The sequence below is a fragment of the Pseudomonas xanthosomatis genome (assembly GCF_019139835.1).
GTDB lineage: Bacteria > Pseudomonadota > Gammaproteobacteria > Pseudomonadales > Pseudomonadaceae > Aquipseudomonas > Aquipseudomonas fakonensis.
In genome coordinates, this window is the sequence record NZ_CP077075.1 from 5,006,127 (window position 1) to 5,032,738 (window position 26,612).

The window sequence follows — 26,612 nt, forward strand, 5'->3', positions numbered from 1 at the left end:
GGTTCTCACAGAGCGGTCAGTGCTTGCGCGGCGCCAGGTAGCCGAGCCAGCGGCGTTCGGCCAGCTTGAACAGGCGCACGAGGATGAAGGTCAGGCACAGGTAGAACACGCCCGCCGTGATGTAGGCCTCGAAAGGCAGGTAGTACTGGGCGTTGACCGTGCGCGCGGCACCGGTGATGTCGATCAGGGTGACGATCGAGGCCAGGCTGGTGGTCTGCAGCATCATGATCACTTCGTTGCTGTACTGCGGCAATGCGCGGCGCAGCGCCGAGGGCAGCAGGATGCGCCGGTACATCTTCATGCGCGACATGCCGATGGCCTTGGCTGCCTCGATCTCGCCATGGGGCGTGGCCTTGAGGCTGCCGGCGATGATCTCGGCGGTGTAGGCGCTGGTGTTGACGGCAAATGCCAGGCACGCACAGAAGGTCGCACTGGACAGCAACGGCCACATGAAGCTCTCGCGCACCGCCTCGAACTGGGCCAGGCCGTAGTAGATCAGGAACAACTGCACCAGCATCGGCGTGCCGCGGATCACGTAGGTGTACAGCCAGGCGGTCATGTTCACCAACGGCTGCTTGGACACCCGCATCAGGCCCAGCGGGACGGCCGCCAGCAGGCCGAAGAACAGCGACAGCGCCAGCAGCTTGAGGGTGGTCAACAGGCCGCCGAGATACAGCGGCATGGCCTCCCAGATGACGTTGTAGTCGAAGATCATAGTTCAGCCACCTTGACGCCAACCGAGTAGCGCTTCTCGAGGTACTTCAGCGCCAGCAGCGAGACGCTGGTCAGCACCAGATACAGTGCCGCCACCGCCAGGAAGAAGGTGAAAGGCTCGCGCGTGGCGTCGGCCGCCTGCTTGGCCTTGAACATCATGTCCTGCAGGCCCACCACCGAAATCAGTGCGGTGGCCTTGGTCAGCACCAGCCAGTTGTTGGTAAAACCCGGGATGGCCAGGCGGATCATCTGCGGCACCATGATCCGGAAAAACACTTGCACGCCGCTCATGCCATAGGCCGCGCCGGCCTCGGCCTGGCCCTTGGGGATACCCAGGAAGGCGCCGCGGAAGGTTTCCGAAAGGTACGCACCAAAAATGAAACCCAGGGTACCGATGCCGGCAGCCAGCGGGTTCAGGTCGATGTAGTCGTCGTAGCCGAGCAGCGGTGCTACCCGGTTGATGATGTCCTGGCCGCCGTAGAAAATCAGCAGGATCAGCACCAGGTCAGGGATGCCACGGATCACCGTGGAGTAAAGATCCCCCAGCCAGGCCAGCCAGCGTACCGGCGACAAGCGCAGCGCCACGCCGATCAGGCCGAGGACAATGGCCAGGGCCATCGACGACAGGGCGAGCTGCAGCGTCAGCCACGCCCCGTCGAGGATGACTGCCCCATAGCCTTTCAACATGATTCGGATTCCTCAGGGCTTGGGAATGAAAAATGGTGCAAACCTCAGAGCTTCTGCTGTTTGCACCATTGCACAGGTGAAACTCGACGGCTTACTTCGAGTCTGGACCGTAGATGTCGAAGTTGAAGTACTTCTTCTCGATCTCTTTGTATTTGCCGTTGGCACGGATAGCGTCGATGGCCGCGTTGATGCGGTCGACGTTGGCCTTGTCACCCTTGCGCACGGCGATACCGACGCCGTCACCGAAGTATTTCACGTCGGTGAACGATGGGCCGACGAAGGCAAAGCCCTTGCCGGCGTCGGTTTTCAGGAAACCGTCTTCGAGCAGGGTGGCATCGGCCACGGTGCCGTCCAGGCGGCCGGCAGCGACATCCAGATAGATCTCGTTCTGGGTGCCGTAAGGCACCACGGTGGCGCCTTTCGGGGCCAGGACCTCCTTGGCGAAGCGGTCGTGGATCGAACCACGCTGCACGCCGATCTTCTTGCCCTTGAGCTCATCCAGGCTGTCGCTGACCGCGGTGCCTTCCTTCATGACCAGGCGGGCCGGGGTCAGGTAGTAGCGCTTGGTGAAGTCGACGGACTTCTTGCGGTCGTCGGTGATCGACATGGACGACAGGATGGCGTCGATCTTGCGCACCTTCAGTGCCGGGATCAGGCCGTCGAACTCTTGCTCGACCCAGGTGCACTTGGTCTTCATCTCTTCGCACAAGGCGTTGCCGATGTCGTAGTCAAAGCCGGCGATGCTGCCATCAGGCTGCTTGAAAGCGAACGGTGGGTAGGCGGCCTCGATACCGATCTTCAACGGTTTCTCATCGGCCTGCGATACCAGGGAAAACACGGAAAGCGCCAGGGCGCCAAGCAGTGCGAGCTTCTTCATCAGGTAACTCCATCGGTACGGGGCAATACAAGGCAGGTGCAACGGCTGCCCGATATGCGAATGGGTACAACGCGAGCCGCGCAGGTTTCGACCAAGGTCGCAGACCACGAGCGAGTGAGTGGCATTTTAGCGACAGCCCGTTAGTCGATATTTCTTCAAAGCGACAACTAGTTATAGAAGCGCCTGAAACCGCGGCGGGCGATATTGACAGCTCTTGCATATTATGCAAGCGCAAAAGAAAAATAACCTTTACCCAAAGCAATAAGCGCGCCCATTATTGGCAAAGCCTTGAATTCCGGCAAGCGCAGCGTGCCCCACTGTAGAAAACGACTACAAAGGCGCCCCGGGATGGCGCAGAAATGTTCCCGCAAGCCCCACTATTGTGCGAACTGTCCGACAGGATTGGTTACCGATGAATGTCGGAGTAACAATTCCTTCAGTAAAGCAAAAACCCCGCCGGTTGCGCGGCGGGGTTTTCGTTGGGCTTTGTGACACTGATGAGGCCGCCTGTGCCGGCCCCATCGCCGGCAAGCCGGCTCTTATAGAACTGCACATAACTCATTGATTTAGCAGGGACCTGTGGGAGCGGGCTTGCCCGCGAACACCGGCGAAGCCGGTGCCAGACACCGCGTCGCCTGCTTCGCGGTGGTTCGGCACCCCGACAAGCCCGCTCCCACAGGGGCCGCGGCGGGCTCGTGCCCAGTTCTCTGCGCGACAGCACAGCCCGAAAGGGCTGGGCCATCCCGTACAGATACAGCGCAGGCCTGAAGGTCAGGCCGAGGCCAGATTCATGGCCTTGTGGGTGTCGATCAGGTGCTGTACCACGCCTGGGTCGGCCAGGGTGGAGATGTCACCCAAGGCGTCGTACTCGGCGGTGGCAATCTTGCGCAGGATGCGGCGCATGATCTTGCCCGAGCGGGTTTTCGGCAAGCCGGGCGCCCACTGGATCACGTCCGGCGAGGCGATCGGGCCGATTTCCTTGCGCACCCAGTTCTTCAGCTCCAGGCGCAGTTGCTCGCTCGGCTCCTCGCCGGCGTTGAGGGTGACATAGACATAGATGCCCTGCCCCTTGATGTCGTGGGGCACCCCCACCACTGCAGCTTCGGCCACCTTCGAGTGGGCCACCATGGCGCTTTCGATCTCGGCAGTGCCCATGCGGTGGCCGGACACGTTGAGCACGTCATCCACCCGGCCGGTGATCCAGTAGTAGCCGTCCTCGTCGCGGCGGGCACCGTCACCGGTGAAGTACATGCCACGGAAGGTCTTGAAGTAGGTGTCGACGAAGCGGTCGTGGTCGCCGTACAGCGAACGCGACTGGCCTGGCCACGAATCGAGGATCACCAGGTTGCCCTCGGCGGCGCCCTCGATCAGGTTGCCCAGGTTGTCCACCAGCGCCGGCACCACCCCGAAGAACGGGCGGGTGGCCGAGCCAGGTTTCAGGCCGGTAGCGCCCGGCAGCGGGCTGATCAGGATGCCGCCGGTTTCGGTCTGCCACCAGGTGTCGACGATCGGGCAACGCTCCTTGCCGACAGTCTTGTAGTACCAGTTCCAGGCTTCCGGGTTGATCGGCTCGCCCACCGAACCCAGCAGGCGCAAGCTGGAGCCATCGGCGCCGGCCACCGCCGCCTGCCCTTCGGCCATCATGGCGCGGATGGCAGTCGGGGCGGTATAGAGGATGTTGACCTTGTGCTTGTCGACGATCTTCGACACGCGGGTGATGTCCGGGTAGTTCGGCACACCTTCGAACAGCAAGGTGGTGGCGCCGTTGGCCAGCGGGCCGTAGACGATGTAGCTGTGGCCGGTGACCCAACCCACGTCGGCGGTGCACCAGTAGACTTCGCCCGGGCGGTAGTCGAACACCCGCTCGTGGGTCAGCGCGGCGTACACCAGGTAGCCGCCGGTGGTGTGCAGCACCCCCTTCGGCTTGCCGGTGGAGCCCGAGGTATAAAGGATGAACAGCGGCTCTTCGGCGCCCATTTCTTTCGGCGCGCAGTGGCTGGAGGCAACCTTCATCAGGTCTTCGTACCAGATGTCACGGTGCTGGTGCCAGGCAATCTCGCCACCGGTGCGCTTGCACACGATGATCTTCTGCACACTGTTGGTTTCAGGGTTGGTCAGCGCCAGGTCGACGTTGCCCTTGAGCGGGGTACGCCGCCCGCCGCGCACGCCTTCGTCGGCGGTGATCACCACCTTGGACTTGCAGTCGATGATGCGCCCGGCCAGCGCTTCAGGGGAGAAGCCGCCAAACACCACCGAGTGGATTGCGCCGATGCGGGCACAGGCCAGCATGGCCACCACGGCCTCGGGGATCATCGGCATGTAGATGGTCACCACGTCACCACGGTGCACGTCCTGGCCACGCAGGGCGTTGGCGAACTTGCAGACCTGCTCGTGCAGCTCGCGGTAGGTGATGTTGCGGTGTTCGGAAGGGTCGTCGCCCTCCCAGATGATTGCCAGTTGGTCGCCGCGCTCTTCGAGGTGGCGGTCCAGGCAGTTGGAGGAGACGTTCAGAGTGCCGTCGGCGAACCACTTGATATCGACATGGTGGTCGTCGAACGAGGTCTGCTTGACCTTGGTGAAGGGCTTGATCCAGTCCAGACGCTGGGCCTGCTCGCGCCAGAAGCCGTCCGGGTTGATCACCGATTGCTGGTACATGGCCTTGTAGGTGGCCTCGTCGGTCAGGGTACTGGCCGCAACCTCGGGACGAACGGGATACAGTGGAGCCGCACTCATCTGTGTTACCTCGGTGTAATAGTTGTTTTTGTATGGAACCGTTTGTAACTGTACCAGAGCGCCAAACACCATTCGACGTTGGTAGTAACGCGACGAACCGCACCCGCCGAAAAATGACACGACCGCTCTAGATCGTGGCATACAGCCATGAGCGAAGGTAACGCCAGAGGGATTGTTACGATTTCTGTCAAAAGTCTTTATCAAAAGACCCTCTGTTTCAGCCGCCACCAGCGCCATAAAATTCACCTCGCCAGCAACGGCAACGCGATTAACTAACTGGTCACAGCCCCCACGAAGGCAACGTGTTAATCGGCAACTAATCAAACTCTTTAAAACTTGCAGTACTCGCGGCGCCACAAGTGCCGCGTGCCCCCTCACGACCTTAGACAGGTAAATAGAAAATGAAAGCTTTACTGGCATTGGTACTTGGCAGTCTTTGCGGCGCGGCAATGGCCGGCGAGGCAAAAGATGCCGAGCAGATTCCGGTTGAACAGTACAGTTACTCGCAGCATCTGGACATCGCCCGCGTCATTTCCATGAGCGAAGTCCCGAACGTCTGCGAAGTCGTGCCCGCCCGCATGACCTACGAGGACTCCAAGGGCCAGAAGCACATTCTCGAATACCGCGTGATGGGGAACGGTTGTTCCAACGGTTGATTGATTCAGCACCCTTCGCGGGCAAGCCCGCTCCCACAGGTACAGCGCAAAGCCTGAGTGCAGCGTCGTACCTGCAGGAGCGGGCTTGCCCGCGATGAAGTTAAAGCCTCATTAACAGGCTATTGAATAACCGCCCTCATTCCGCCGACTTTCCCAGGGAATAATCCCGCAACTTGTTGGCAATGGTCGTGTGCGACACGCCCAATCTTTTCCCCAGTGCCCGGCTACTGGGAAACTCCCCCAGCAAACTTTCCAGCACCGCCTTTTCAAAGCGCCCGACAATATCCGAAAGTTCCCCTTCCAGTGAAAACTCGCCCAACGGCTGGCGCACGCCATAATCCGGCAGGCGAATATGTTCGCCTTTCACCACCCCGCCCTCACATAACGAAACCGCCTGGAACAACACGTTCTCCAGTTGCCGCACATTACCCGGCCAGTGGTACTGCGCCAGTTTGTCCATGGCCGACGACGCCAAGCGCGGCATCGGGCAGCCGATCTGCCGGCTGGCCTGGTCGAGAAAGTGCTGCACCAAACCGTCCAGGCCATCCATGCACTCGCGCAGCGGCGGGATGTGCAGCGACAGCACGTTCAGCCGGTGATAGAGGTCCTGGCGGAACTCGCCGCGGGCGCACAGCTCGGACAAATCCACCTGGGTCGCGCAGATCACCCGCACATCCAGGTACACCTCCTCGTCACTGCCCACCCGGCGAAAGCAGCCATCCTGCAGAAAGCGCAGCAGCTTCACCTGCAGCCGCGGGCTCATCTCCCCTACCCCGTCGAGGAACAACGTACCGCCGGCCGTCAGTTCCAGCAGCCCGAGCTTGCCCTCGGCCCGCGCGCCCTCGAACGCCCCGGGCCCATAGCCGAACAGCTCGGTCTCGGCCATCGACTCCGGCAAGCCGGCACAGTTGAGCGCCATCAGCGGCGCCTGGCCACGAGGGCTGGCCAGGTGGCAGGCGCGGGCCAGCAGCTCCTTGCCGGTGCCGGTCTCGCCCTCGATCAGCAGCGGCGCATCCAGCGGCGCCATGCGCCGCGCCTCGCGCACCACGGCGGCCATCACCTTCGAGCTCTGGAAGATACTGTCAAAGCCCCGCAACTCCTGCTTGCGCACGTTGTAGATGCGCTCGCCGATACGGTCGGCGCGGTGCAGGGTCAGCACCGCGCCAGCCAGGGCTTCGCTGTCATCGTGCTCGGACTGCAACGGCGCGATATCAGCCAGGAACACATCGCCCTTGACCTTGACCCGCAGGCCATTGATACGCGACTTGTTGGCCCGCACCAGTTCGGGCAGGTCGAAGTCCTCGACATAGCGCGACAGCGGCAGCCCCGGCACCTCGTCCACGCGCACTCCCAGCAGCTGCGCCGCGCCCCGGTTGCCTGCGACGATGCTGCCACCCATGTCGATCGAAAGCACCGGGAAGTCCAGCGCGCCCAGCAGCGCGTTGAGTTCCATGTGCCTGCGCTCGCTGGGCATCAAGCCGACGCGCTTGACCCCGAACACGCCGGTGATGGCCTCGAACTTGGGCCGCAGCGCCTGGAACTGCAAGTTGATCAGGTTCGGGCAGTGCAGGTAGATGGCGTTGCCATGGTCGCCCCCCACCTCGCCGCGCAGCACGTTGATGCCGTACTCCACCAGCAGGTTGAGGATGTCGCGCAGGATGCCGATGCGGTTCTGGCAGTGCACTTTGATACGCATGAATAGCCTCGAAGCGCGGTAACTATCTGTTGGCCGCGCATAAAATTCGTAAAAAAAACCTGACAAAAGCAGCCGATTACTGCTCGACATAGCGCTGATTTTCCGGCGGCAGACCTATTTTGTAAACTTATCGTTACGAAATGGCGGCAAACTCAGCCCTGGCATGGCGCCAGCACCCCGTGCAAAGCATCGGCTGCGGGGTTATTCCTGTTGCATGTCTTGCCCATAACAAGAAAGCCCTCACCAGGAGAGCCACATGAAACAGACGCACTACGTGGCACGCGAGCCCGATGCGCATGGTTTTATCGACTACCCCGAGCAAGAGCACGAGGTATGGAACACCCTGATCACCCGGCAGATGAAGGTCGTCGAAGGCCGCGCCTGCCAGGAATACCTCGACGGCATCGAGCAGCTCAAGCTGCCCCGCGAGCGCATTGCGCAACTGGGTGAAGTGAACAAGGTGCTGGGCGCCACCACCGGCTGGCAGGTCGCCCGGGTACCGGCGCTGATCCCCTTCCAGACCTTCTTCGAACTGCTGGCCAGCAAGCGTTTCCCGGTGGCCACCTTCATCCGCACCCCGGAAGAACTCGACTACCTGCAAGAGCCCGACATCTTCCACGAGATCTTCGGCCACTGCCCGCTCCTGACCAACCCCTGGTTCGCCGAATTCACCCACACCTACGGCAAGCTCGGCCTGGCAGCCACCAAGGAGCAGCGCGTATACCTGGCGCGCCTGTACTGGATGACCATCGAGTTCGGCCTGATGGAAACCGCTCAAGGCCGCAAAATTTACGGCGGCGGCATCCTCTCCTCACCCAAGGAGACCGTCTACAGTCTATCCGGCGAGCCCGAGTACCAGGCCTTCGACCCGGTCGAGGCCATGCGCACCCCGTACCGCATCGACATCCTGCAACCGGTGTACTTCGTGCTGCCCAATCTCAAGCGCCTGTTCGACCTGGCCCACGAGGACATCCCGGGCATGGTCCAGCAGGCCATGCAACTGGGCCTGCACGCACCGAAGTTTCCACCCAAGGCGGCGGCCTGAGCCGCCCCTTGCCGATAACAACTCAAACCGGACAACAGCCATGAATGCCTTGAACCAAGCCCACTGCGAAGCCTGCCGCGCCGACGCGCCGAAAGTCACCGACGAAGAGCTGGCGGTACTGATTCGCGAAATCCCGGACTGGAACATCGAAGTGCGCGACGGCCACATGGAGCTCGAGCGCGTGTTCCTGTTCAAGAACTTCAAACACGCCCTGGCCTTCACCAATGCCGTCGGCGAAATCGCCGAAGCCGAAGGCCACCACCCGGGCCTTCTGACCGAGTGGGGCAAGGTCACCGTGACCTGGTGGAGCCACTCGATCAAAGGCCTGCACCGCAACGACTTCATCATGTGCGCACGCACCGACAAAGTTGCCGAAGGCGCTGAAGGCCGCAAGTAACATCCCCCCTCTGTAGGAGCCGGCTTGTCGGGGTGCCGAACCACCGCGAAGCAGACGACGCGGTGTCTGGCACCGGCTTCGCCGGTGTTCGCGGGCAAGCCCGCTCCCACAGGGGCCGCGGCGGGTTCGTGCCCAGTTCTCTGCGCGACAGCGCAGCCCGCAGGGCTGGGTAATCTCCTACAGAAAAGCACCCGCCCGCACCCTGCCCTGTCCGATATCCGCCCGCAAAAACCGACAAGCGAATCGGAAAATTCTCAAACTGTCATCCAGACTGCTGTATCCTGCCCCAGCTTTTCGAAGCTCCATACATGCGCCAAGCGCTGCCTTTTCACTCACACTTGCGAGGAACGACGAGATGCATGAAATCCCGAATCTTCCCTTCCCAAGCCTGAACCCTGAAGAGCAATCCGTTGCTGCCCACGCCGAACCGACGCCTGCCGTCGAACCGGGTAGCGACGATCAATCCAGCGCCGACCAGGAATAACCGCGCCCCCATCGACAGTGTGAAAACGGCTGGCCTGCGGGAACCTCCTCGCCATCGCGTTTTCACACCGTCCAGAACCACTACCCGCCGAAGGCCCCCATGCCCGATTCACCGCGCCCCCTTGCGGTCACCCTGCAAGTCGTCTCCATCGTCCTCTTCACCTTCATCGGCTACCTGAACATCGGCATCCCCCTCGCCGTACTGCCGGGCTATGTGCACAACCAGCTGGGTTTCAGCGCGGTGATCGCGGGCCTGGTGATCAGCGTGCAGTACCTCGCCACCCTGCTCAGCCGCCCCACCGCCAGCCGCATCATCGACAACCTCGGCAGCAAGAAGGCCGTCATGTGGGGCCTGGCCGGCTGCGGCCTGAGCGGCGTGTTCATGCTCGCCTGCCACTTCCTGACCCCCTGGCCCTGGCTGAGCCTGGCCTGCCTGCTGGTCGGTCGGCTGGTGCTGGGCAGCGCCGAAAGCCTGGTGGGCTCGGGCTCCATCAGCTGGGGCATCGGCCGGGTGGGTGCCGACAACACCGCCAAGGTGATCTCGTGGAACGGCATCGCCAGCTACGGCGCGCTGGCCATCGGCGCCCCGCTGGGGGTCATGATGGTGAAAAACCTCGGGCTGTGGAGCATGGGCGTGAGCATCATCCTGCTGGGTGTGCTCGGCCTGCTGCTGGCATGGCCCAAGCAGGCGGCGCCGGTGGTCAGCGGCAAGCGCCTGCCGTTCATGCAGGTGCTGGGCAAGGTATTCCCGCACGGCTCGGGGCTGGCCCTGGGCTCGATCGGCTTTGGCACCATCGCCACCTTCATCACCCTGTATTACGCCAGCCGTGACTGGCCCAACGCGGCGCTGACCTTAAGCCTGTTCGGCGCCAGCTTCATCTGCGCGCGGCTGCTGTTCGGCAACATGATCAACCGCCTGGGCGGCTTTCGCGTGGCCATCGTCTGCCTGTCGGTGGAGACCCTGGGGCTTTTGATGCTGTGGCTGGCGCCCGATGCCGGGACGGCCCTGGCGGGCGCGGCGCTGAGCGGGTTCGGTTTTTCGCTGGTGTTCCCGGCGCTGGGGGTGGAGGCGGTCAACCAGGTGTCGGCGGCCAACCGCGGCGCAGCGGTGGGGGCCTATTCGCTGTTCATCGACCTGTCGCTGGGGATCACCGGGCCGCTGGTGGGCGCGGTGGCGGCGGGGTTCGGTTTTGCTTCGATGTTCCTGTTCGCCGCCTCGGCGGCAGCTTGCGGGTTGGTGCTGAGCCTGTACCTGTACCGGCAGGCACGGCGATTGCGCGAAAGCAGCTGAACCAGTCACGATCAGTGCCGGCTTTTTCGCGGGTAAACCCGCTCCCACAGGGATAACTCAGAGCCTGTGGGAGCGGGTTTACCCGCGAAGAGGCCGGTACAGGACTACAACCGGTCAGCGCGAAGCGAACTGCAACACCACTTCCAGCGGGTGGCGCAGCTGCTTCTCGGTCATGCGCTTGACCTGGCTGCGGCACGAATAACCGGTGGCCAGCGCCTCGCCTTCCTTGTCCAGCTTGGTCGCCCAGGACTGCTCGAAAATGGTCTTCGAACTTTCCTGGTTACGCGCCTCATGCCCGTAGGTGCCGGACATCCCGCAGCAACCGGTGGCCTCGGTCACCAGCTTGAGCCCCAGGCGCGCGAACACCTGCTCCCACTGCTTGGTGCTGGCCGGCACGTTGGTCTTCTCGGTGCAGTGCGCCATCAGCCTGAAGCTGCCAGCATTGGCCGCCGCCTGCTCGGGCAACGCACTCATCAGCCACTCCTGTGGCAGCAGCACCTGCGGGCACTCCACGCCATCGACCTTCTGGTATTCCTGGCGATACACCAGGGTCATGGCCGGGTCCAGGCCCACCAGCGGCACGCCGCAGTCGGCCAGGGCCTTGAGCTGGTTGGCGTTGCGAATCGCCGCCTTGGCGAAGGCGCCGAGGAAGCCCTGCACATGCAGCGGCTTGCCGTTGGCACTGTAGGGCGCCAGGAATACCTTGTGCCCCAGGCGGTGGGCCAGTTCGATGAAGGCCGCCAGCAGCGGCGTCTCGAAGTAGCGGGTGAAGGCATCCTGCACCAGCACGATGCTGCGCTCGCGCTGGGCCGGGGTCAGCTCGCGCAGCGCCGGCACGCTGGCCACCTGCACCCGGCAACGGGTCAGGGTGGCCTGGAAGTTGAAGCGGCTGATCAGGGGGCTATCGACCATGCCGACCTTGTCGGCCAGCAGGCCGCTGACCCACTTCGAGCCCATCACCGCGTTGTACAGGCCCGGCGCATGGGCCAGGTACGGGATGGTGAACTCCAGCGAGCCGATCAGATAGTCACGCAGCGGGCGCTGGTAGCGGCCGTGGTACAGCTCGAGGAAGCGCGAGCGGAAGTCCGGCACATTGACCTTGATCGGGCACTGCCCGGCGCACGACTTGCACGCCAGGCACCCGGCCATGGCGTCGTAGACTTCGTGGGAGAAGTCCTCCTGGCCCTGGCTGCGCGCCCGGTTGTTGCGCAGCCGCGCCGGCAGGCCCTTGAGCCACGACACCTTGTTGCGCGCCGCCGCCAGCACGTCGATGTTGGCCTCGCCCTGCAGGCGCAGCCATTCACGCATCAGCGAAGCACGGCCTTTGGGCGAGTGCTGGCGCTCGCGGGTGGCCTTCCACGACGGGCACATGGCGTCGTTGGGGTCGTAGTTGTAGCAGGCGCCGTTGCCGTTGCAGTGCACGGCGCTGGGGAAGTCCTGCCAGACCCGCTCATCGATGGTGCGGTCAAGGTCGCCGCGCAGGGTCACGCCATCCACCGGGGTGAGGCCTTCGGCGCTGTCTGGCGGGGTGCAGATCTTGCCCGGGTTGAGCTGGTTGTGCGGGTCGAACGCGCCCTTCAGGCGCTGCAGCGCCGGGTACAGCGCGCCGAAGTACTCCGGCACGTATTCCGAGCGCAAGCCCTTGCCATGCTCGCCCCACAGCAGGCCGCCGTAGCTCTTGGTCAGCGCCGCCACGGCATCGGAGATCGGCTTGACCAGCGCGGCCTGGGCCGGGTCCTTCATGTCCAGCGCCGGGCGCACGTGCAACACGCCGGCATCGACATGGCCGAACATGCCATAGGCCAGGCCGTAGCCGTCCAGCAGCGCGCGGAAGTCGGCAATGTAATCGGCGAGTTTTTCCGGCGGTACCGCGGTGTCTTCGACGAACGGCTGCGGGCGTACTTCGCCTTCGACGTTGCCCAACAAGCCCACCGAACGCTTGCGCATCACGTAAACGCGGGTCACCGCCTCGGCGCCCTCGGCCAGGGTATGGCCCAGGCGCTCGACGCTGGTATCACGCTGCAGGTGCTCGACGAACGCCTGCACCCGCGCATTGACCTCGGCCGGCTCGTCACCGCAGAACTCCACCAGGTTGATACCCAGGGTCGGGCGCTCGGCATCGGCGGGGAAGTATTCGGCAACGCTGTGCCAGACGATGTCCTTCATCGCCAGCATCAGCACCTTGGAGTCGACGGTCTCGATCGACAGCGGCTTGTGCGCCATCAGCGCGTTGGCATCGCGCAACGCGTCCATGAAGCTTGAGTAGCGCACGTTGACCAGCACGGCGTACTTGGGGATCGGCAGCACATTGAGCTTGGCCTCGACCACATAGCCCAGCGAGCCTTCGGCGCCGCACAGCACGCTGTTGAGGTTGAAGCGGCCCTGCTCGTCGCGCAGGTGCGCCAGATCGTAGCCGGTCAGGCAGCGGTTGAGCTTGGGGAAGGTGCTTTCGATCAGCTCGGCCTGGGTCTCTTGAATCTCCCGGGCCATGCGGTACACCTCGCCCACCCGGCCGGGCGCGGCGCAGGCCTGCTCCAGGGCTGCGTCGTCGATCGGCAGGCTGTGCAGGCGCTCGCCGCCCAGCAGCACGCTGTGCAGTTCCAGTACGTGGTCGCGGGTCTTGCCGTAGGTGCAACTGCCCTGGCCGCTGGCGTCGGTGTTGATCATGCCGCCGACGGTGGCGCGGTTGGAGGTGGACAGCTCAGGCGCGAAGAACAGCCCGTGGGGCTTGAGCGCGGCGTTGAGCTGGTCCTTGACGGTGCCGGCCTGCACCCGCACCCAGCGCTCCTCGACGTTGATCTCGAGGATCTTGTTCATGTGCCGCGACAGGTCGACGACGATGCCGTCGGTCAGCGACTGGCCGTTGGTGCCGGTGCCGCCGCCGCGCGGGGTCAGCTTGATGTCGCGAAACCGCGGCTCGGCCATCAGCGTGGCGATGCGCGCCACGTCGCCTGTGTCCAGCGGGAACACCGCCGCCTGGGGCAGGCGCTGGTAGATCGAGTTGTCGGTGGCCAGTACCGTGCGGGTGCCGTAGTCGGCGCTGATCTGGCCAGCAAAGCCGCTGTGCTTCAGGGCTTCGAGGAAATCGGGGTAGTTGGCGTCAGGCGCACGGGTCGGCAGCTGGGCGATCATCTGGGGATGGCCTCTTGTATTGGGCAAGTTCACGGTTTCAGGCAGTTAGCCTTCCCTGTGGGAGCGGGCTCGCCCGCGAAGCAGGCAACTCGATAGACGGCACCGGCTCCGCCGGTGTTCGCGGGCAAGCCCGCTCCCACAGATGCAGTTAGTTGTCATTTGCGCATGGATGAATTCACGGCGAATGACGAATGCGCCAATGTTCCTGTAGTTTCATGCCAGGGGCAAACGGATATTCCTGCCGCTATCAATGAGTTTTATGAATGAATTACCGCCACCTCACGCCCTCGATGTCGCTGCTGCTGGCGTTCGAGGCCGCCGCCCGGCATGAAAGCTACACCCGCGCCGCCGTCGAGCTGTCGCTGACGCAAAGCGCGGTGAGCCGCCAGGTACAGGCACTGGAGCAGCAACTGGGGCTGACGTTGTTCCGCCGCGAGGGCCGCCAGGTGCAATTGACCGACGTCGGCCGTCTGTACCAGCGCGAACTCAGCGAAGCCCTGGGGCGCATCCGCAGCGCCACCCTGCAGGCGCTGGCGTACCAGTCCGGGGTGGGCAACCTGCGCCTGGCCACCCTGCCGACCTTCGGCTCGAAGTGGCTGCTGCCGCGCCTGCATGCCTTCTACAGCGCCCACCCCGGCATGCTGGTGCATATTCATTCGCGCATCGAGGCAATCAACTTCGACACCAGCGAGATCGACGCTGCCATCGGTGTGGCCAGCCACGACCTGCCGGGGCTGGTCTGCCACCGCCTGCACGCCGAGGAGCTGGTGGTGATCCTGCCGCCCCAGGCTGCAGCCGAAGGCCCCTGGGACCCGGCGCGCATCAGCGGGCAGTTGCTGCTGAACGTGGCCAACAACCCCCACGCCTGGGGCGAGTGGTTCTCCCACCATGCCCTGCCACACCGCGCCATGCGCCTGGGGCCCAGTTTCGAGCTGACCTCGCACCTGATTCAGGCAGTGCGCGCCGGTATCGGCATCGGCCTGGTGCCACGCATTCTGGTCGAGGAAGAGCTGGCCAGCGGCGAGCTGATCAGTGCCGGCGCGCCGTTTGCCAGCCAGCGCAGCTACTACCTGATCTACCCGCCACGCAACGAGGCGCTGCCGTCGTTGCGGGCGTTTCGCAGCTGGTTGCTGGAACAGATCTGAAGGACACCGTGGGAGCGGGCTTGCCCCGCGATTGCCTCATTGACCCCATCGCGGGGCAAGCCCGCTCCCACGCACCGGATCACCGGCAACAAAAAACCCGATGCCAGTCACCCGGCATCGGGTTTTTCGCGGGCGGCAAACGCGCCTTACTTGGCCACGCTACCCGCCGCCTGCGCCCCACGCTTGCTCTTGAGCAAGTGGGCCACATACATCACCACCAGCCACACCGGGATCGCGTACACCGATACCTGGATGCCCGGAATCATCAGCATGATGCCCAGGATCAGCACCACGAAGGCCAGCACGATGTAGTTGCCGTAGGGGTACCACAGCGCCTTGAACAGCGGCTTCTGGCCGGTACGGTCCAGGTGCTGGCGGAATTTGAGGTGCGAGTAGCTGATCATCGCCCAGTTGATCACCAGGGTGGCGACCACCAGCGACATCAGCAGCTCCAGCGCATTCTGCGGCATCAGGTAGTTGAGCAGCACGGCAATCAGGGTCACGGCCGCCGATACCAAAATCGAGCGCACCGGTACGCCGCGCTTGTCGACCTTGGCCAGGGCCGCCGGGGCATCACCCTGCTCGGCCATGCCCAGCAGCATGCGGGCGTTGCAGTAGGTGCCGCTGTTGTACACCGACAGCGCAGCAGTCAGCACCACGAAGTTCAGCAGGTTGGCCGCGGTGTCGCTGCCCAGCATCGAGAACACCTGCACGAACGGGCTGGAGCCGTAGCTGCCGCCGGAGGCGTCGATGCTGGCCACCAGGCTGTCCCACGGGGTCAGCGACAGCAGCACCACCAGGGCGCCGACATAGAAGATCAGGATACGGTAGATGACCTGGTTGATCGCCTTGGGGATCACGCTCTTCGGCTTGTCGGCCTCGGCTGCGGTGAAGCCGAGCATTTCAAGGCCGCCGAAGGAGAACATGATGAACGCCAGGGCCATCACCAACCCGCTGACACCATGGGGGAAGAAGCCGCCATGGGCCCACAGGTTGGTCACCGAGGCTTCCGGGCCGCCGCTGCCGCTGGTCAGCAGCCAGGCACCCAGAGCGATCATGCCGACGATGGCCGCCACCTTGATGATGGCGAACCAGAATTCGGCCTCACCGAAGAACTTCACGTTCATCAGGTTGATGGCGTTGATCAGCACGAAGAAGCCCGCCGCCGTGACCCAGGTCGGGATTTCCGGCCACCAGTAGTGCACGTACTTGCCCACCGCCGACAGCTCCGACATGCCCACCAGGATGTACAGCACCCAGCAGTTCCAGCCCGACAAAAAGCCCGCAAAGCTGCCCCAGTATGTGTGGGCGAAGTGGCTGAATGAGCCGGCCACCGGCTCCTCGACAATCATTTCGCCAAGCTGGCGCATGATCATGAAGGCGATGAAGCCGCAGATGGCGTAGCCGAGGATCATCGACGGGCCTGCGGACTTCATCACGCCGGCCGAGCCAAGGAACAATCCGGTGCCGATGGCGCCGCCCAGGGCGATCAGCTGGATATGGCGGTTCTTCAAGCCACGCTTGAGTTCGCCGGACTGAGGGTTGTGTCCACTCATGAACGAAGTCACCTGCTTGTTTTTATCTGTGACGGAATCGGACCCACCGCGCTCGTGGCGCAGCGGAATGGGCAAGGTGGTTACCTTGGTTTCTTGGACGGGTAGTCAAGCGACGGGCGCAAAGCCCAGGGCAGATCAACCGGGTGTCAGCAAGAGTGCGCGGTACGCAAGGGGGTCACAGGTAAAACGCGGCGCATTGTATACCCCTGCAAACGCGCAGGCGTCAACGCGTTGCGTCGCTTCCTGTGGAAAAAACGCAGCGGTCCTGGGGGTGTGGCCTGAAAAGGCGGAGTGATCGGCGTACATGGCGCCTCCATTTGTTGTTCTGTTCGCCGGGCTCTGTGGCCAGGCGTTGCACACGGCAATGCGGCTATATCAGCGGTTTGCCGGAGGTTGGGCAAGGGGGCAGGACGGGGCGCGGGAGGCTTGGCCAGGGAACGCTTGGCACGTTTTTTTTACAGGCGTAGGAAAAATCGGGTTTTGGAAGGAAAACGCACCTCAGGCGTATAGATTTCTTTACGAGGCGGTTTGAAAACTTTCCAGCCTTGCCGGAAATGTTTTTGAGATCAGTAGGTTGGGGGCGCTTTGCGATCCAATCACCGGCAAGCCGGCCCCTACAGGGGGATCGCATAACTTTGCGGGCGACTGGCGACAATACAAAAACTCCAGGCACAAAAAAGCCAGCCCGAAGGCTGGCTCTTGCACTCAGGCGGGATCAGCCACGCGGCTTGCTGCGGCCACGGCCGGCGGGCTTGTCGCCGTCCGGGCGCGCAGGGCGCTTGCGCATCTCGCTCGGGCGTTCGGCCACGGCGCTGCCACGGTTCGGCTTGCCGCGCGGGGCTTCCTCACGCGGGGCACGGGCCGGGCGCTCTGCCGGGGCTGCATCGCCCTGGGCCGGGCGCAGGGTGCGCACGCGCTCGCCACGGCCCAGCGGGCGGGTCGACTTGCGCTGCAGGCGCTCGAGCTTGTCCTTGGCCTTGAGGTTCAGGGCTGGCAGCGCCACTGGCTGCAGGCCCACTTCAGCGGCCAGGATGTCGATCTCGCCCTGGCTCATTTCGCGCCAGCGGCCCATCGGCAGGTCGGAGTTGAGGAACACCGGGCCAAAGCGCACGCGCTTCAGGCGGCTGACCACCACGCCCTGGGACTCCCACAAGCGACGCACCTCACGGTTGCGGCCTTCCATCACCACGCAGTGGTACCAGTGGTTGAAGCCTTCACCACCCGGGGCCTTCTGGATGTCGGTGAACTTGGCCGGGCCGTCTTCGAGCATCACGCCGGCCTTGAGGCGGTCAATCATGTCGTCGTCGACCTCACCACGTACACGCACCGCGTATTCGCGGTCCATCTCGTAGGACGGGTGCATCAGGCGGTTGGCAAGCTCACCGTCGGTGGTGAACAGCAGCAGCCCGGTGGTGTTGATGTCGAGGCGGCCGATGTTGATCCAGCGGCCTTCTTTGGGCCGTGGCAGGCGGTCGAACACGGTCGGGCGGCCTTCCGGGTCGTCGCGGGTGCAGATTTCGCCGTCGGGCTTGTTGTACATGACCACACGGCGGGTCGCCTCGGCAGCCTCGACGCGCTTGATCAGCTTGCCATCGACGGTGATGGCGTCGTGCAGGTCGACGCGCAGGCCCAGGGTAGCGGCCACGCCATTGACCTTGATACGGCCCTGGCTGATCCAGGCCTCGACGTCACGGCGCGAGCCGACGCCGATGCGCGCCAGCACTTTCTGCAGTTTTTCGCCGGATGGCGGGGTGGGTTGTTGGTCTTGCAGGTCTTTGTCACTCATCTGGGCACCTCCCGGTGTAGTAGTGAAAGCGGGCGCGCATCATACGCGGTTCGGGGAATTAACGCATCTGGAGGGTAGAGGGTTTTTCGGGGTACGGGATTGTTTTCTGCCCAATGACCTGGGTGCGCCTGAACCGGCCTCTTCGCGGGCAAGCCCGCTCCCACAGTGAACGCACCGCATGTGGGAGCGGGCTTGCCCGCGAAGAGGCCGGTTCAGGCAACACTGAAGTCAGGATTGCAACTTGCCCTCTTCTTCCACCGAAACCTCGGGCTGTTCCTCGCGCAAATCATCAAAATCGGTCTTCAGCCCTTCTTCCATTGCATCCAGTTCCACCAGCAGCGAGCGGAAGCTGGTTTCCTCTTTCGGCTCGCCCGCCTCTTCCTCATCACCCAGGCTGGCATCAGCCAGCGCCTGCAAGTGCGCCGGCACCGGTGCGTCATCCGGGTCGAGCTCAGGCTCAGGCTCGGCAACCGGCTCCAGCTCGCGCAGCTCGGCCAACGCCGGCAATTCGTCGAGGCTCTTGAGGTTGAAATGGTCGAGAAACGCCCGGGTGGTGGCGAACATGGCCGGGCGGCCGGGCACCTCGCGGTAGCCGACGATGCGGATCCACTCCCGCTCCATCAGGGTCTTGATGATGTTGCTGTTCACCGCCACGCCGCGCACGTCTTCGATTTCACCGCGGGTGATGGGCTGGCGGTAGGCGATCAGCGCCATGGTTTCCAGCAACGCGCGGGAATAGCGCTGCGGGCGCTCCTCCCACAGGCGGCCAACCCAGGGGGCATAGGCTTCGCGAATCTGCAGGCGGTAGCCGCTGGCCACCTCCTTGAGTTCGAAGGCGCGGCCATTGCACGACTTGGCCAGCACCTCGAGGGCTTTTTTGAACACCGCCGGCGCCGGGCGCTCGGCCTCGTCGAACAGCTCGTACAGGCGGTCAAGGGATTGCGGCTTGCCCGAGGCAAGCAAAAAAGCCTCGATCAAGGAGGCAAGTTCGCGGGGTTCGTTCAGGTTCATCGGTCGTCAGGTCACTCTGCCCGGGCACGGACGTGGATCGGGGCGAAGGGTTCATTCTGCACCAGTTCGATCAGCGATTCCTTTACAAGCTCCAGAATCGCCATGAAGGTGACCACCACGCCGAGCTTGCCTTCCTCGACGCTGAACAACTCGACGAACGGCACAAAGGCGCCGCCCTTGAGGCGCTCGAGCACTTCGCTCATGCGCTCGCGGGTCGACAGTACCTCGCGGGTGATCTGGTGGCTTTCGAACAGGTCGTTGCGCCGCATCACCTCGGCCATGGACAGCAGGATCTCTTCCAGGGCCACGTCGGGCAACAGCTTGCGCGCCTTGGCCTGGGGGGCGTCCAGGCGTGGCACCAGCACGTCGCGGCCGACCCGCGGCAACTCGTCGATGCCCTCGGCGGCAGCCTTGAAGCGCTCGTACTCCTGCAGGCGGCGGATCAGCTCGGCGCGCGGATCGCCCTCCTCTTCCTCCACCTCGGCCGAACGCGGCAGCAACATGCGCGACTTGATCTCGGCGAGCATGGCGGCCATCACCAGGTATTCGGCGGCCAGTTCCAGGCGCACGTTCTTCATGAGCTCGACGTAGCTCATGTACTGGCGGGTGATCTCGGCCACCGGGATGTCGAGAATGTCGACGTTCTGCTTGCGGATCAGGTACAGCAACAGGTCCAGCGGGCCTTCGAAGGCTTCGAGGAAGACTTCCAGGGCGTCTGGCGGGATATACAGGTCTACCGGCATTTCGGTGAGGGCTTCACCGTAAACCAGCGCCAGCTGCAGCTGGAACGGCGCTTGGGCGTCAACCGCCGGCGCCTCGGGCGCTTGCACCTGGCTCACGCGTTGACCAGAAACGGCGTGGGGTCGCCGCAGCCTTCGCGGATCAGCTCGGGTTCGTCGCCGGACAGGTCGATGATGGTGGACGCCTTGAGGTCGCCAAAGCCGCCATCGATCACCAGGTCGACATGGTGCTCCAGCCGCTCGCGAATCTCGTAGGGGTCGACCATCGGCTCGTCGTCACCCGGCAGGATCAGGCTGACGCTCATCAGCGGCTCGCCCAGCTCTTCGAGCAGCGCCAGGGTGATGGCGTGGTCGGGCACCCGCAAGCCGATGGTGCGGCGCTTTTCGTGCAGCAGCAGGCGCGGTACCTCGCGGGTGCCGTTGAGAATGAAGGTGTAAGGGCCGGGCACATGGGCCTTGAGCAGGCGGAAGGTGCCGGTATCGACCTTGGCGTACAGCCCCAGCTGCGACATGTCGCAGCACATCAGGGTGAAGTTGTGGGTCTTGTCCAGGCCACGCAGCTTGCGCACCCGTTCAATGGCCGCCTTGTTGCCGATCTGGCAACCCAGGGCATAGGCCGAGTCGGTCGGGTACACCACCACGCCACCCTTGCGGATGATCTCCACGGCCTGTTTGATCAGGCGCGCCTGCGGGTTCTCCGGATGAATCTGGAAAAATTGGCTCACGAAGTCGTCCTGTTCATACCGCCATAGGCTGTTCATGTCGGAATCGGCGCCACAGAGGTGGCAGGTCCTCAGGCAATGGCCGGTAGGCACCGATCTCGCCCCAGGTGCCGGGGCCGTGGAAATCGCTGCCAGCGCTTGCCAGCAGGCCAAACTCACGGGTGAGGATGGACATCGTCCCCACCTGTTCGGGCGGCATCATCCCGTTGACCACTTCCAGTGCCTGCCCTCCAGCCTGAATATAGTCGGCAATCAGCCGTCTGCGCTTGCTGCGGGTAAGCTCGTAGTGCATGGGATGAGCCAGGCTCACCCAAGCGTTGGACTCACGCAGCGTGGCGACAGTTTCGTCCAGGGTAGGCCAGTGCAGTTTGACGTCGCCCAGCTTGCCGGCACCCAGCCACTTGCGAAACGCCTCGCCACGGTCCTTGACGAAGCCGGCTTGCACCAGATACTCGGCGAAATGCGGGCGTGCCGGGGCATTGCCGCTGTCGCCCAGCGCCTGCTGCACCGCCCGGGCGCCGTCCAGCGCACCGGGCATGCCCTTGGCGGCCAGCTTGCGGTCGATTTCCTCGGCGCGCAGCCAGCGGCCGCGGTGCAGGTTGGCGATAGCCTCGAGCAAGGGCGGTGCGTCGAGGGGGAAGTCGTAGCCCAGCACATGGATGGTGGCGCCACCCCAGGTGCACGACAGCTCCACCCCGCTGACCCAGGCCATGCCCCGCTCGGCGCAGGCCTGGCGCGCCTCGGGCAGGCCCTCGAGGGTGTCGTGGTCGGTGAGCGAGAGCGTGCGCACCCCGTGCTCGTGGGCCCGGGCGACCAGTGCCGTAGGCGACAGGGCGCCATCGGAGGCCGTGCTGTGACAGTGCAGATCAACATTCATGGTGCGGCGCTTTCGCAGGAATCGATGTTTGTTATTATGCCGTCACATCCCGCTTCTGGCTGCCATTGTGAAACAATTCATCGATTTCATCCCGCTGCTGCTGTTCTTCATCGTCTACAAGCTGGACCCGCGCCCGGTCGATTTCGCCGGCCACGTGTTCGAATTCGGCGGCATCTACAGCGCCACAGCGATGCTGATCGCAAGCTCGGTGGTGGTCTACGGCGCGCTGTTCCTGCGCCACCGCAAACTGGAAAAGGGCCAGTTGCTGACCCTGGTCGCATGCCTGGTGTTTGGCGGCCTGACCCTGGCCTTCCACAGCGAGACCTTCCTCAAGTGGAAGGCGCCGGTGGTCAACTGGCTGTTCGCCCTGGCCTTCGCCGGCAGCCACTTCATCGGCGACCGGGTGCTGATCAAGCGCATCATGGGCCACGCCCTGACGCTGCCGGAAGCCGTGTGGAACCGCCTTAACGTCGCCTGGATCGCGTTCTTCCTGGTGTGCGGCGCAGCCAACCTGTTCGTCGCCTTCACCTTCCAGGACTTCTGGGTCGACTTCAAGGTGTTCGGCAGCCTGGGCATGACCGTGATCTTCCTGGTGGCCCAGGGCGTTTATCTTTCGCGTCACCTGCACGACGCCGACCCGTCCACCTCCAAGACCAAGGACTGACATGCTCTACGCCATCATCGCCAGCGACGTCGCCAATTCCCTGGAAAAGCGCCTGGCCGCGCGCCCTGCCCACATCGAGCGCCTGCAACAGCTCAAGGCCGAAGGCCGCGTGGTACTGGCCGGCCCCCACCCGGCCATCGACAGCAACGACCCGGGTGAAGCCGGCTTCAGCGGCAGCCTGATCGTTGCCGAGTTCGACTCGCTGGCCGCGGCGCAAGCCTGGGCCGACGCCGACCCGTACATTGCCGCCGGCGTGTACGACAAGGTTGTGGTCAAGCCGTTCAAGCAAGTGCTGCCGTAATCCGCAATAGCGAGTTGCTCCCTTCGCGGGCAAACCCGCTCCCACAGGTTCTTCGGTGCCTGTGGGAGCGGGCTTGCCCGCGAATCGATTTCAGGGGCCACTCATAAATTCGGACCAGCGGCCGACAACCTCCTGAACCGATTCCATTCAGGAGTTCCAATGCGTCAAGGCCCGATGTTCCTCCTGCTGTGCCTGTTGCTGCTCTCCCCCCTGGCCGTGGCCGAACAGCCGCTGTCGCTGGAAGCCGGGGCGCGGATCACCGACCTGCAGCAGCGCCTGGAAGAAAGCGAAAAGCAGCGCGGCGCGCTGACCCAACAATTGCAGAACCAGGACAGCGAGCGCGAGAGCGCGCAACTGACCCGCCTGCGCCAGGACAACCAGCGCCTGAAGCTCGCCGTCAAGGAGCTGCAGGCCAGCGCCAGCACGCCGCAACGCCTGCTGACCGAGCAGCAGCAGTGGTTCCTGATTGGTTCTGGCGTTGCACTGTTATCGGTAGTCTGCGGTATCTTAGCCAGCGGCGGACACAGAAGACGCCGTCAATGGTTGAATTGAGTGAGACATGAGCGAGCTGTTACTGATTGATGATGACCAGGAACTGTGCGAACTACTGGGCAGTTGGCTGACCCAGGAAGGGTTTGCGGTTCGCGCCTGCCACGATGGCCAGAGCGCGCGCCAGGCCCTGGCCGCCCAGGCTCCGGCGGCAGTGGTGCTGGACGTGATGCTGCCCGACGGCAGCGGCCTTGAACTGCTCAAGCAGCTGCGCAGCGAGCACGCCGAACTGCCGGTGCTGATGCTCTCGGCCCGCGGCGAGCCGCTGGACCGCATCCTGGGCCTTGAGCTGGGCGCTGACGACTACCTGGCCAAGCCCTGTGACCCGCGCGAGCTCACCGCCCGCCTGCGTGCGGTGCTGCGCCGCAGCCACCCCAGTGCGCCGGCCACGCAGATGGAAGTCGGCGACCTAGCCTTCAGCCCGGTGCGCGGCGTGGTCAGCATCGATGAGCGCGAGATGACCCTGACGCTGTCCGAAAGCCGCATCCTCGAAGCCCTGCTGCGCCAGCCGGGCGAGCCGCTGGACAAGCAGGAACTGGCGCAGATCGGCCTGGGCCGCAAGCTCACCCTGTACGACCGCAGCCTGGACATGCACGTGAGCAACCTGCGCAAGAAGATCGGCCCGCATGCAGACGGCCGCCCGCGCATCATCGCGCTGCGCAGCCGAGGCTATTACTACAGCCTGTAACAGGCAACCGCATACCTGTAGGAGCGGGCTTGCCCGCGATTGCGTCCTTTCCCCCACCAACGCATTCGCGGGCAAGCCCGCTCCCACAGGGTCGCGTAGCGGCTGCCAGCGTCTTTACCCAGCCTTTACCCTCACCTGACCGCCCTTGACCTTGATCTCCCTAAACTGGGCTCATCCGGTAAACACCGGCCCATGACAGGAGAGACACCATGCGCAAGACCCTTATCGCCCTGATGTTCGCCGCTGCCCTGCCGACCGTTGCCATGGCCATGCCAGAAGGTGGCCCGCGCCACGACGGCCCACACCACCGCGGTGACGCGCCTTTCGCCCAGCTGGACCTGAGCCGCGACCAACGCCAGCAGATCGGCAAGCTGATGGGCGAGCAGATGCAGCAGCGCCGCGACATCACCGAGCGCTACCTGAACAAGCTGCCAGCCGCCGACCAGAAAGCCATGAAGGACGAGATCAAGGCCAGCCGCGACAAGGCCGATAGCCAGGTCCGCGCGCTGCTCAAGCCCGACCAGCAGAAGAAGTTCGACGAACTGCAAAAGGAACGCGCCGCCAAGAAAGCCGAATGGCAGGAGTTCCAGGCCTGGAAAGCTGAAAAACAGCACAAGGCCCAGTAAGCTGTCAGCCCCACGCCCGGCCCGCACCCTTGCGGGCCGGGCTTTTGCCATTTCACGGAGGTGCTCGCCTTGCGTTCACTGTTCTGGCGCATCCTGGCCAGTTTCTGGCTGGCCATTGCCCTGGTTGCCGGTTTGTCGATACTGCTGGGCCACATGCTCAACCAGGACACCTGGATCCTCAGCCGCCACCCGGGCCTGAACACCTTGGCCAGCCGCTGGGTGCAGCACTACGAGCAGGAAGGGCTGGAAGCCTCGCAGCGCTTCCTCGAGCGGCGCAAGGAGCGCTTCAAGATTGACGTACAGGTGCTCGACGACAGCGGCGAAGCCGTGGTGCCGGGCACCTTCCCGCGCCGCGCCGCGGCCTTCGAGGCGCGCCAGCACAACGACCAGCGCCGCCTGCCCTGGCGCCGCCTGACCGAGGAATACACCAGCCCCACCAGCGGCGAGACCTACCTGTTGATTTATCGCATTCCACACCCTGAGCTCGAAGCCTGGCACCGCGAAAGCCTGATCTGGCCATTGAGTGCGTTGGGCATCGCCCTGGTGGTGCTGACCCTGTTCAGCCTGCTGGTGACCCTGTCGATCACCCGCCCGCTCAGCCGCCTGCGCAGCGCGGTGCACGACCTGGGGCAGGCCAGCTACCAGCAGAACAGCCTGGCCCGCCTGGCCGTGCGGCGCGACGAGTTCGGCGTGCTGGCCAACGACTTCAACAAGATGGGTGCGCGCCTGCAGAGCCTGATCGGCAGCCAGCGCCAGCTGCTGCGCGACGTGTCCCACGAGCTACGCTCGCCGCTGGCGCGGTTGCGCATCGCCCTGGCCCTGGCCGAACGGGCCGAGCCCGAACAGCGCCAGGCGCTGTGGCCACGCCTGACCCGCGAGTGCGACCGCCTGGAGGCGCTGATCAGCGAAATTCTGGTACTGGCCCGTGTGGATGCCGAACAGGCCCATGCGGAGCCTGTGGACATCAACGCGCTGCTGGGCAGCGTGCGCAAGGATGCCCAGCTCAGTGCACCGGAGCAGGAAGTACGCCTTGAAGCCGAGCCAGGCCTTACGCTGCAGGGCTGGCCAACGCTGATCGAGCGGGCGGTGGACAACCTGCTGCGCAATGCCTTGCGCTTCAACCCGGCCGGGCAGCCCATCGAGATCCATGCCAGCCGCGAGCAAGGGCGCATCGTGCTGAGCGTGCGCGACCATGGGCCAGGGGCGCCGGCCGAGCACCTGGCGCAGTTGGGCGAACCGTTCTACCGGGCACCGGGGCAGGAAGCGCCTGGGCACGGGTTAGGCCTGGCAATTGCGCGCAAGGCGGCCGAGCGCCATGGCGGCAGCCTGACCTTGGGCAACCACCCACAGGGCGGGTTCGTGGCGACGTTGGAGTTGCCCTGTGAAGCTGCGCCAGCCTGAAGGCTTTTGGGGCCGCTGCGCGCCCCTTCGCGGGTAAACCCGCTCCCACAGGACCGCGCCGAGCCTGAATCCAGCGCTGTACCTGCGGGAGCGGGTTTACCCGCGAAGGGCCACAACGTGGCCCCCATTCACATCACTCGCCCCAGGCGCTGACGAAATCCTCGGTCGCCAGCACCGGCGCCGTACGCGGCTCGGTCGCCGGCGTACCGACATACAGGTAGCCGATCAACTCTTCGTTCTCGGCCAACCCCAGTCCCTTGTGCACATGGGCATCGAAGGCCATGTCACCGGTACGCCACACCGCACCCACACCCTGGGCATGCGCCGCGATCAGGATGCCGTGGGCCGCGCAGCCGGCCGCCAGGCGCTGCTCGGACTTGGGCACCTTGAAGTGATCCTGCAGCCTGGCCACCACCACGATCAGCAATGGTGCGCGCAGCGGCATGGCGCGGGCCTTGTCCAGCGCGGCCTGGCTGGCGTCACCCTTCGCTTGCAACGCCGCGGCGAACAGCTCACCAAGTTTCTCGCGGCCCTGGCCTTCGATGGTCAGAAAGCGCCATGGCCGCAGTTGGCCGTGGTCCGGTGCGCGCAACGCGGCCTGAAACAGCGCCTCGCGCTGGGCGGCGTTGGGTGCAGGTTCAGTCAGGCGTGGCACGGAAACACGGTTGAGCAGAGCGTCGAGAGCCTCCATGGGCTACCCTCCTGGCAAATTGAAAGTGCCGCCATTCTCAAGCTGCAAGCCACAAGCTGCAAGCCACAAGAAAAAGCAGCCTCATGCGGCAGCGCATGCACTTGGCGCTTGCAGCTTGCAACTTGCGGCTTAAAATGGCGCCCC

General features: G+C 64.2%; 25 protein-coding genes. 12 read left to right on the plus strand and 13 right to left on the minus strand.

Annotation, left to right across the window (positions count from 1 at the left end; translation table 11 throughout):
- Positions 1 to 16: 16 nt before the first annotated feature.
- The 4 genes from KSS93_RS22085 to acs form a co-directional block, all read right to left on the minus strand.
- The gene (locus KSS93_RS22085) at positions 17 to 715 is read right to left on the minus strand and encodes an ABC transporter permease (protein ID WP_217885977.1); all 699 of its coding nucleotides are present in this window, start codon (positions 713 to 715) and stop codon (positions 17 to 19) included.
- Complete coding sequence (locus KSS93_RS22090) at positions 712 to 1,401, minus strand: ABC transporter permease (protein WP_166883285.1); 690 nt, start codon at positions 1,399 to 1,401, stop codon at positions 712 to 714. The genes KSS93_RS22085 and KSS93_RS22090 overlap by 4 nt, the downstream gene beginning before the upstream one ends.
- Before the next feature lie 91 nt (positions 1,402 to 1,492).
- Positions 1,493 to 2,278: an ABC transporter substrate-binding protein gene (locus tag KSS93_RS22095; RefSeq protein WP_217885978.1), complete on the minus strand. Its 786-nt coding sequence runs from the start codon at positions 2,276 to 2,278 to the stop codon at positions 1,493 to 1,495.
- 771 nt (positions 2,279 to 3,049) lie between these two features.
- Positions 3,050 to 5,011, minus strand: coding sequence for an acetate--CoA ligase (acs, locus tag KSS93_RS22100; protein ID WP_217885979.1), 1,962 nt, complete (start codon positions 5,009 to 5,011; stop codon positions 3,050 to 3,052).
- A 401-nt stretch (positions 5,012 to 5,412) separates the two neighbouring features.
- Here acs and KSS93_RS22105 point away from each other — a divergent pair, with 401 nt between their 5' ends.
- The gene (locus KSS93_RS22105) at positions 5,413 to 5,667 is read left to right on the plus strand and encodes a DUF2790 domain-containing protein (protein ID WP_217885980.1); all 255 of its coding nucleotides are present in this window, start codon (positions 5,413 to 5,415) and stop codon (positions 5,665 to 5,667) included.
- A gap of 136 nt (positions 5,668 to 5,803) precedes the next feature.
- Here KSS93_RS22105 and KSS93_RS22110 read toward each other — a convergent pair whose 3' ends face one another.
- Positions 5,804 to 7,363, minus strand: a complete 1,560-nt coding sequence (locus KSS93_RS22110) for a sigma-54-dependent transcriptional regulator (protein ID WP_217885981.1) — start codon at positions 7,361 to 7,363, stop codon at positions 5,804 to 5,806.
- Between the two features lie 256 nt (positions 7,364 to 7,619).
- On the opposite strand from KSS93_RS22110, the gene phhA reads away from it, so the two are divergent.
- From phhA to KSS93_RS22125, 4 genes are all read left to right on the plus strand, one after another.
- Positions 7,620 to 8,408 (plus strand): phenylalanine 4-monooxygenase, encoded by a 789-nt coding sequence (phhA, locus tag KSS93_RS22115; protein ID WP_217885982.1) that lies wholly within the window; start codon positions 7,620 to 7,622, stop codon positions 8,406 to 8,408.
- Between the two features lie 40 nt (positions 8,409 to 8,448).
- Positions 8,449 to 8,805 carry a 4a-hydroxytetrahydrobiopterin dehydratase gene (locus KSS93_RS22120; RefSeq protein ID WP_217885983.1) on the plus strand — a complete coding sequence of 119 codons (357 nt, stop codon included), beginning with the start codon at positions 8,449 to 8,451 and terminating at the stop codon, positions 8,803 to 8,805.
- Positions 8,806 to 9,160: 355 nt separating this feature from the next.
- Positions 9,161 to 9,289 (plus strand): hypothetical protein, encoded by a 129-nt coding sequence (locus KSS93_RS26680; protein ID WP_263975033.1) that lies wholly within the window; start codon positions 9,161 to 9,163, stop codon positions 9,287 to 9,289.
- 99 nt (positions 9,290 to 9,388) lie between these two features.
- The gene (locus KSS93_RS22125) at positions 9,389 to 10,579 is read left to right on the plus strand and encodes an MFS transporter (protein ID WP_217885984.1); all 1,191 of its coding nucleotides are present in this window, start codon (positions 9,389 to 9,391) and stop codon (positions 10,577 to 10,579) included.
- A 114-nt stretch (positions 10,580 to 10,693) separates the two neighbouring features.
- Here KSS93_RS22125 and ydiJ read toward each other — a convergent pair whose 3' ends face one another.
- Positions 10,694 to 13,711: a D-2-hydroxyglutarate dehydrogenase YdiJ gene (ydiJ, locus tag KSS93_RS22130; RefSeq protein ID WP_217885985.1), complete on the minus strand. Its 3,018-nt coding sequence runs from the start codon at positions 13,709 to 13,711 to the stop codon at positions 10,694 to 10,696.
- A 263-nt stretch (positions 13,712 to 13,974) separates the two neighbouring features.
- Between ydiJ and KSS93_RS22135 the strand changes: the two genes are divergently transcribed.
- Entirely contained in the window at positions 13,975 to 14,856 is an 882-nt protein-coding gene (locus KSS93_RS22135) for a LysR substrate-binding domain-containing protein (RefSeq protein ID WP_217885986.1), read from the plus strand.
- A 146-nt stretch (positions 14,857 to 15,002) separates the two neighbouring features.
- Here the strand turns inward: KSS93_RS22135 and KSS93_RS22140 are convergent, their stop codons facing one another.
- From KSS93_RS22140 to KSS93_RS22165, 6 genes are all read right to left on the minus strand, one after another.
- The gene (locus KSS93_RS22140) at positions 15,003 to 16,412 is read right to left on the minus strand and encodes an amino acid permease (protein WP_217885987.1); all 1,410 of its coding nucleotides are present in this window, start codon (positions 16,410 to 16,412) and stop codon (positions 15,003 to 15,005) included.
- A gap of 715 nt (positions 16,413 to 17,127) precedes the next feature.
- A complete protein-coding gene (rluB, locus tag KSS93_RS22145; RefSeq protein ID WP_217885988.1) occupies positions 17,128 to 18,198 on the minus strand; it encodes a 23S rRNA pseudouridine(2605) synthase RluB in 1,071 nt (356 codons plus the stop codon).
- 228 nt (positions 18,199 to 18,426) lie between these two features.
- On the minus strand, positions 18,427 to 19,209 hold the full coding sequence (gene scpB, locus KSS93_RS22150) for an SMC-Scp complex subunit ScpB (protein WP_217885989.1): 783 nt from the start codon (positions 19,207 to 19,209) through the stop codon (positions 18,427 to 18,429).
- An 11-nt stretch (positions 19,210 to 19,220) separates the two neighbouring features.
- A complete protein-coding gene (locus KSS93_RS22155; RefSeq protein WP_496198605.1) occupies positions 19,221 to 20,048 on the minus strand; it encodes a segregation and condensation protein A in 828 nt (275 codons plus the stop codon).
- Positions 20,045 to 20,674, minus strand: coding sequence for an L-threonylcarbamoyladenylate synthase (locus KSS93_RS22160; protein WP_217839732.1), 630 nt, complete (start codon positions 20,672 to 20,674; stop codon positions 20,045 to 20,047). Before KSS93_RS22160 ends, KSS93_RS22155 begins: the two co-directional genes overlap by 4 nt.
- Before the next feature lie 13 nt (positions 20,675 to 20,687).
- Positions 20,688 to 21,548, minus strand: a complete 861-nt coding sequence (locus tag KSS93_RS22165) for a PHP domain-containing protein (RefSeq protein WP_217839733.1) — start codon at positions 21,546 to 21,548, stop codon at positions 20,688 to 20,690.
- Between the two features lie 67 nt (positions 21,549 to 21,615).
- On the opposite strand from KSS93_RS22165, the gene KSS93_RS22170 reads away from it, so the two are divergent.
- From KSS93_RS22170 to KSS93_RS22195, 6 genes are all read left to right on the plus strand, one after another.
- Positions 21,616 to 22,212 carry a septation protein A gene (locus KSS93_RS22170; RefSeq protein ID WP_217885990.1) on the plus strand — a complete coding sequence of 199 codons (597 nt, stop codon included), beginning with the start codon at positions 21,616 to 21,618 and terminating at the stop codon, positions 22,210 to 22,212.
- A gap of 1 nt (position 22,213) precedes the next feature.
- The gene (locus tag KSS93_RS22175; protein ID WP_015271283.1) at positions 22,214 to 22,513 is read left to right on the plus strand and encodes a YciI family protein; all 300 of its coding nucleotides are present in this window, start codon (positions 22,214 to 22,216) and stop codon (positions 22,511 to 22,513) included.
- A 159-nt stretch (positions 22,514 to 22,672) separates the two neighbouring features.
- Entirely contained in the window at positions 22,673 to 23,065 is a 393-nt protein-coding gene (locus KSS93_RS22180; protein ID WP_217885991.1) for an SH3 domain-containing protein, read from the plus strand.
- Between the two features lie 7 nt (positions 23,066 to 23,072).
- Positions 23,073 to 23,750 (plus strand): response regulator transcription factor, encoded by a 678-nt coding sequence (locus KSS93_RS22185; RefSeq protein WP_217885992.1) that lies wholly within the window; start codon positions 23,073 to 23,075, stop codon positions 23,748 to 23,750.
- 209 nt (positions 23,751 to 23,959) lie between these two features.
- The gene (locus KSS93_RS22190) at positions 23,960 to 24,376 is read left to right on the plus strand and encodes a Spy/CpxP family protein refolding chaperone (protein ID WP_217839737.1); all 417 of its coding nucleotides are present in this window, start codon (positions 23,960 to 23,962) and stop codon (positions 24,374 to 24,376) included.
- A gap of 69 nt (positions 24,377 to 24,445) precedes the next feature.
- Positions 24,446 to 25,777 carry a sensor histidine kinase gene (locus KSS93_RS22195; protein WP_217885993.1) on the plus strand — a complete coding sequence of 444 codons (1,332 nt, stop codon included), beginning with the start codon at positions 24,446 to 24,448 and terminating at the stop codon, positions 25,775 to 25,777.
- A 133-nt stretch (positions 25,778 to 25,910) separates the two neighbouring features.
- Here KSS93_RS22195 and KSS93_RS22200 read toward each other — a convergent pair whose 3' ends face one another.
- Complete coding sequence (locus KSS93_RS22200; protein ID WP_217885994.1) at positions 25,911 to 26,468, minus strand: NAD(P)H nitroreductase; 558 nt, start codon at positions 26,466 to 26,468, stop codon at positions 25,911 to 25,913.
- Positions 26,469 to 26,612 lie beyond the last annotated feature (144 nt).

Bases quoted from the DNA above. Each gene is read 5' to 3' on its own strand.
- KSS93_RS22135 (WP_217885986.1), top strand. From the start codon at position 13,975: ATGAATTACCGCCACCTCACGCCCTCGATGTCGCTGCTGCTGGCGTTC.
- KSS93_RS22200 (WP_217885994.1), bottom strand. From the start codon at position 26,468: ATGGAGGCTCTCGACGCTCTGCTCAACCGTGTTTCCGTGCCACGCCTG.
- rluB (WP_217885988.1), bottom strand. From the start codon at position 18,198: ATGAGTGACAAAGACCTGCAAGACCAACAACCCACCCCGCCATCCGGC.
- KSS93_RS22190 (WP_217839737.1), top strand. From the start codon at position 23,960: ATGCGCAAGACCCTTATCGCCCTGATGTTCGCCGCTGCCCTGCCGACC.
- scpB (WP_217885989.1), bottom strand. From the start codon at position 19,209: ATGAACCTGAACGAACCCCGCGAACTTGCCTCCTTGATCGAGGCTTTT.
- KSS93_RS22140 (WP_217885987.1), bottom strand. From the start codon at position 16,412: ATGAGTGGACACAACCCTCAGTCCGGCGAACTCAAGCGTGGCTTGAAG.
- KSS93_RS22090 (WP_166883285.1), bottom strand. From the start codon at position 1,401: ATGTTGAAAGGCTATGGGGCAGTCATCCTCGACGGGGCGTGGCTGACG.
- KSS93_RS22180 (WP_217885991.1), top strand. From the start codon at position 22,673: ATGCGTCAAGGCCCGATGTTCCTCCTGCTGTGCCTGTTGCTGCTCTCC.
- KSS93_RS26680 (WP_263975033.1), top strand. From the start codon at position 9,161: ATGCATGAAATCCCGAATCTTCCCTTCCCAAGCCTGAACCCTGAAGAG.
- KSS93_RS22165 (WP_217839733.1), bottom strand. From the start codon at position 21,548: ATGAATGTTGATCTGCACTGTCACAGCACGGCCTCCGATGGCGCCCTG.
- KSS93_RS22175 (WP_015271283.1), top strand. From the start codon at position 22,214: ATGCTCTACGCCATCATCGCCAGCGACGTCGCCAATTCCCTGGAAAAG.
- phhA (WP_217885982.1), top strand. From the start codon at position 7,620: ATGAAACAGACGCACTACGTGGCACGCGAGCCCGATGCGCATGGTTTT.
- acs (WP_217885979.1), bottom strand. From the start codon at position 5,011: ATGAGTGCGGCTCCACTGTATCCCGTTCGTCCCGAGGTTGCGGCCAGT.
- KSS93_RS22095 (WP_217885978.1), bottom strand. From the start codon at position 2,278: ATGAAGAAGCTCGCACTGCTTGGCGCCCTGGCGCTTTCCGTGTTTTCC.
- KSS93_RS22125 (WP_217885984.1), top strand. From the start codon at position 9,389: ATGCCCGATTCACCGCGCCCCCTTGCGGTCACCCTGCAAGTCGTCTCC.
- KSS93_RS22120 (WP_217885983.1), top strand. From the start codon at position 8,449: ATGAATGCCTTGAACCAAGCCCACTGCGAAGCCTGCCGCGCCGACGCG.
- KSS93_RS22085 (WP_217885977.1), bottom strand. From the start codon at position 715: ATGATCTTCGACTACAACGTCATCTGGGAGGCCATGCCGCTGTATCTC.
- ydiJ (WP_217885985.1), bottom strand. From the start codon at position 13,711: ATGATCGCCCAGCTGCCGACCCGTGCGCCTGACGCCAACTACCCCGAT.
- KSS93_RS22105 (WP_217885980.1), top strand. From the start codon at position 5,413: ATGAAAGCTTTACTGGCATTGGTACTTGGCAGTCTTTGCGGCGCGGCA.
- KSS93_RS22110 (WP_217885981.1), bottom strand. From the start codon at position 7,363: ATGCGTATCAAAGTGCACTGCCAGAACCGCATCGGCATCCTGCGCGAC.
- KSS93_RS22185 (WP_217885992.1), top strand. From the start codon at position 23,073: ATGAGCGAGCTGTTACTGATTGATGATGACCAGGAACTGTGCGAACTA.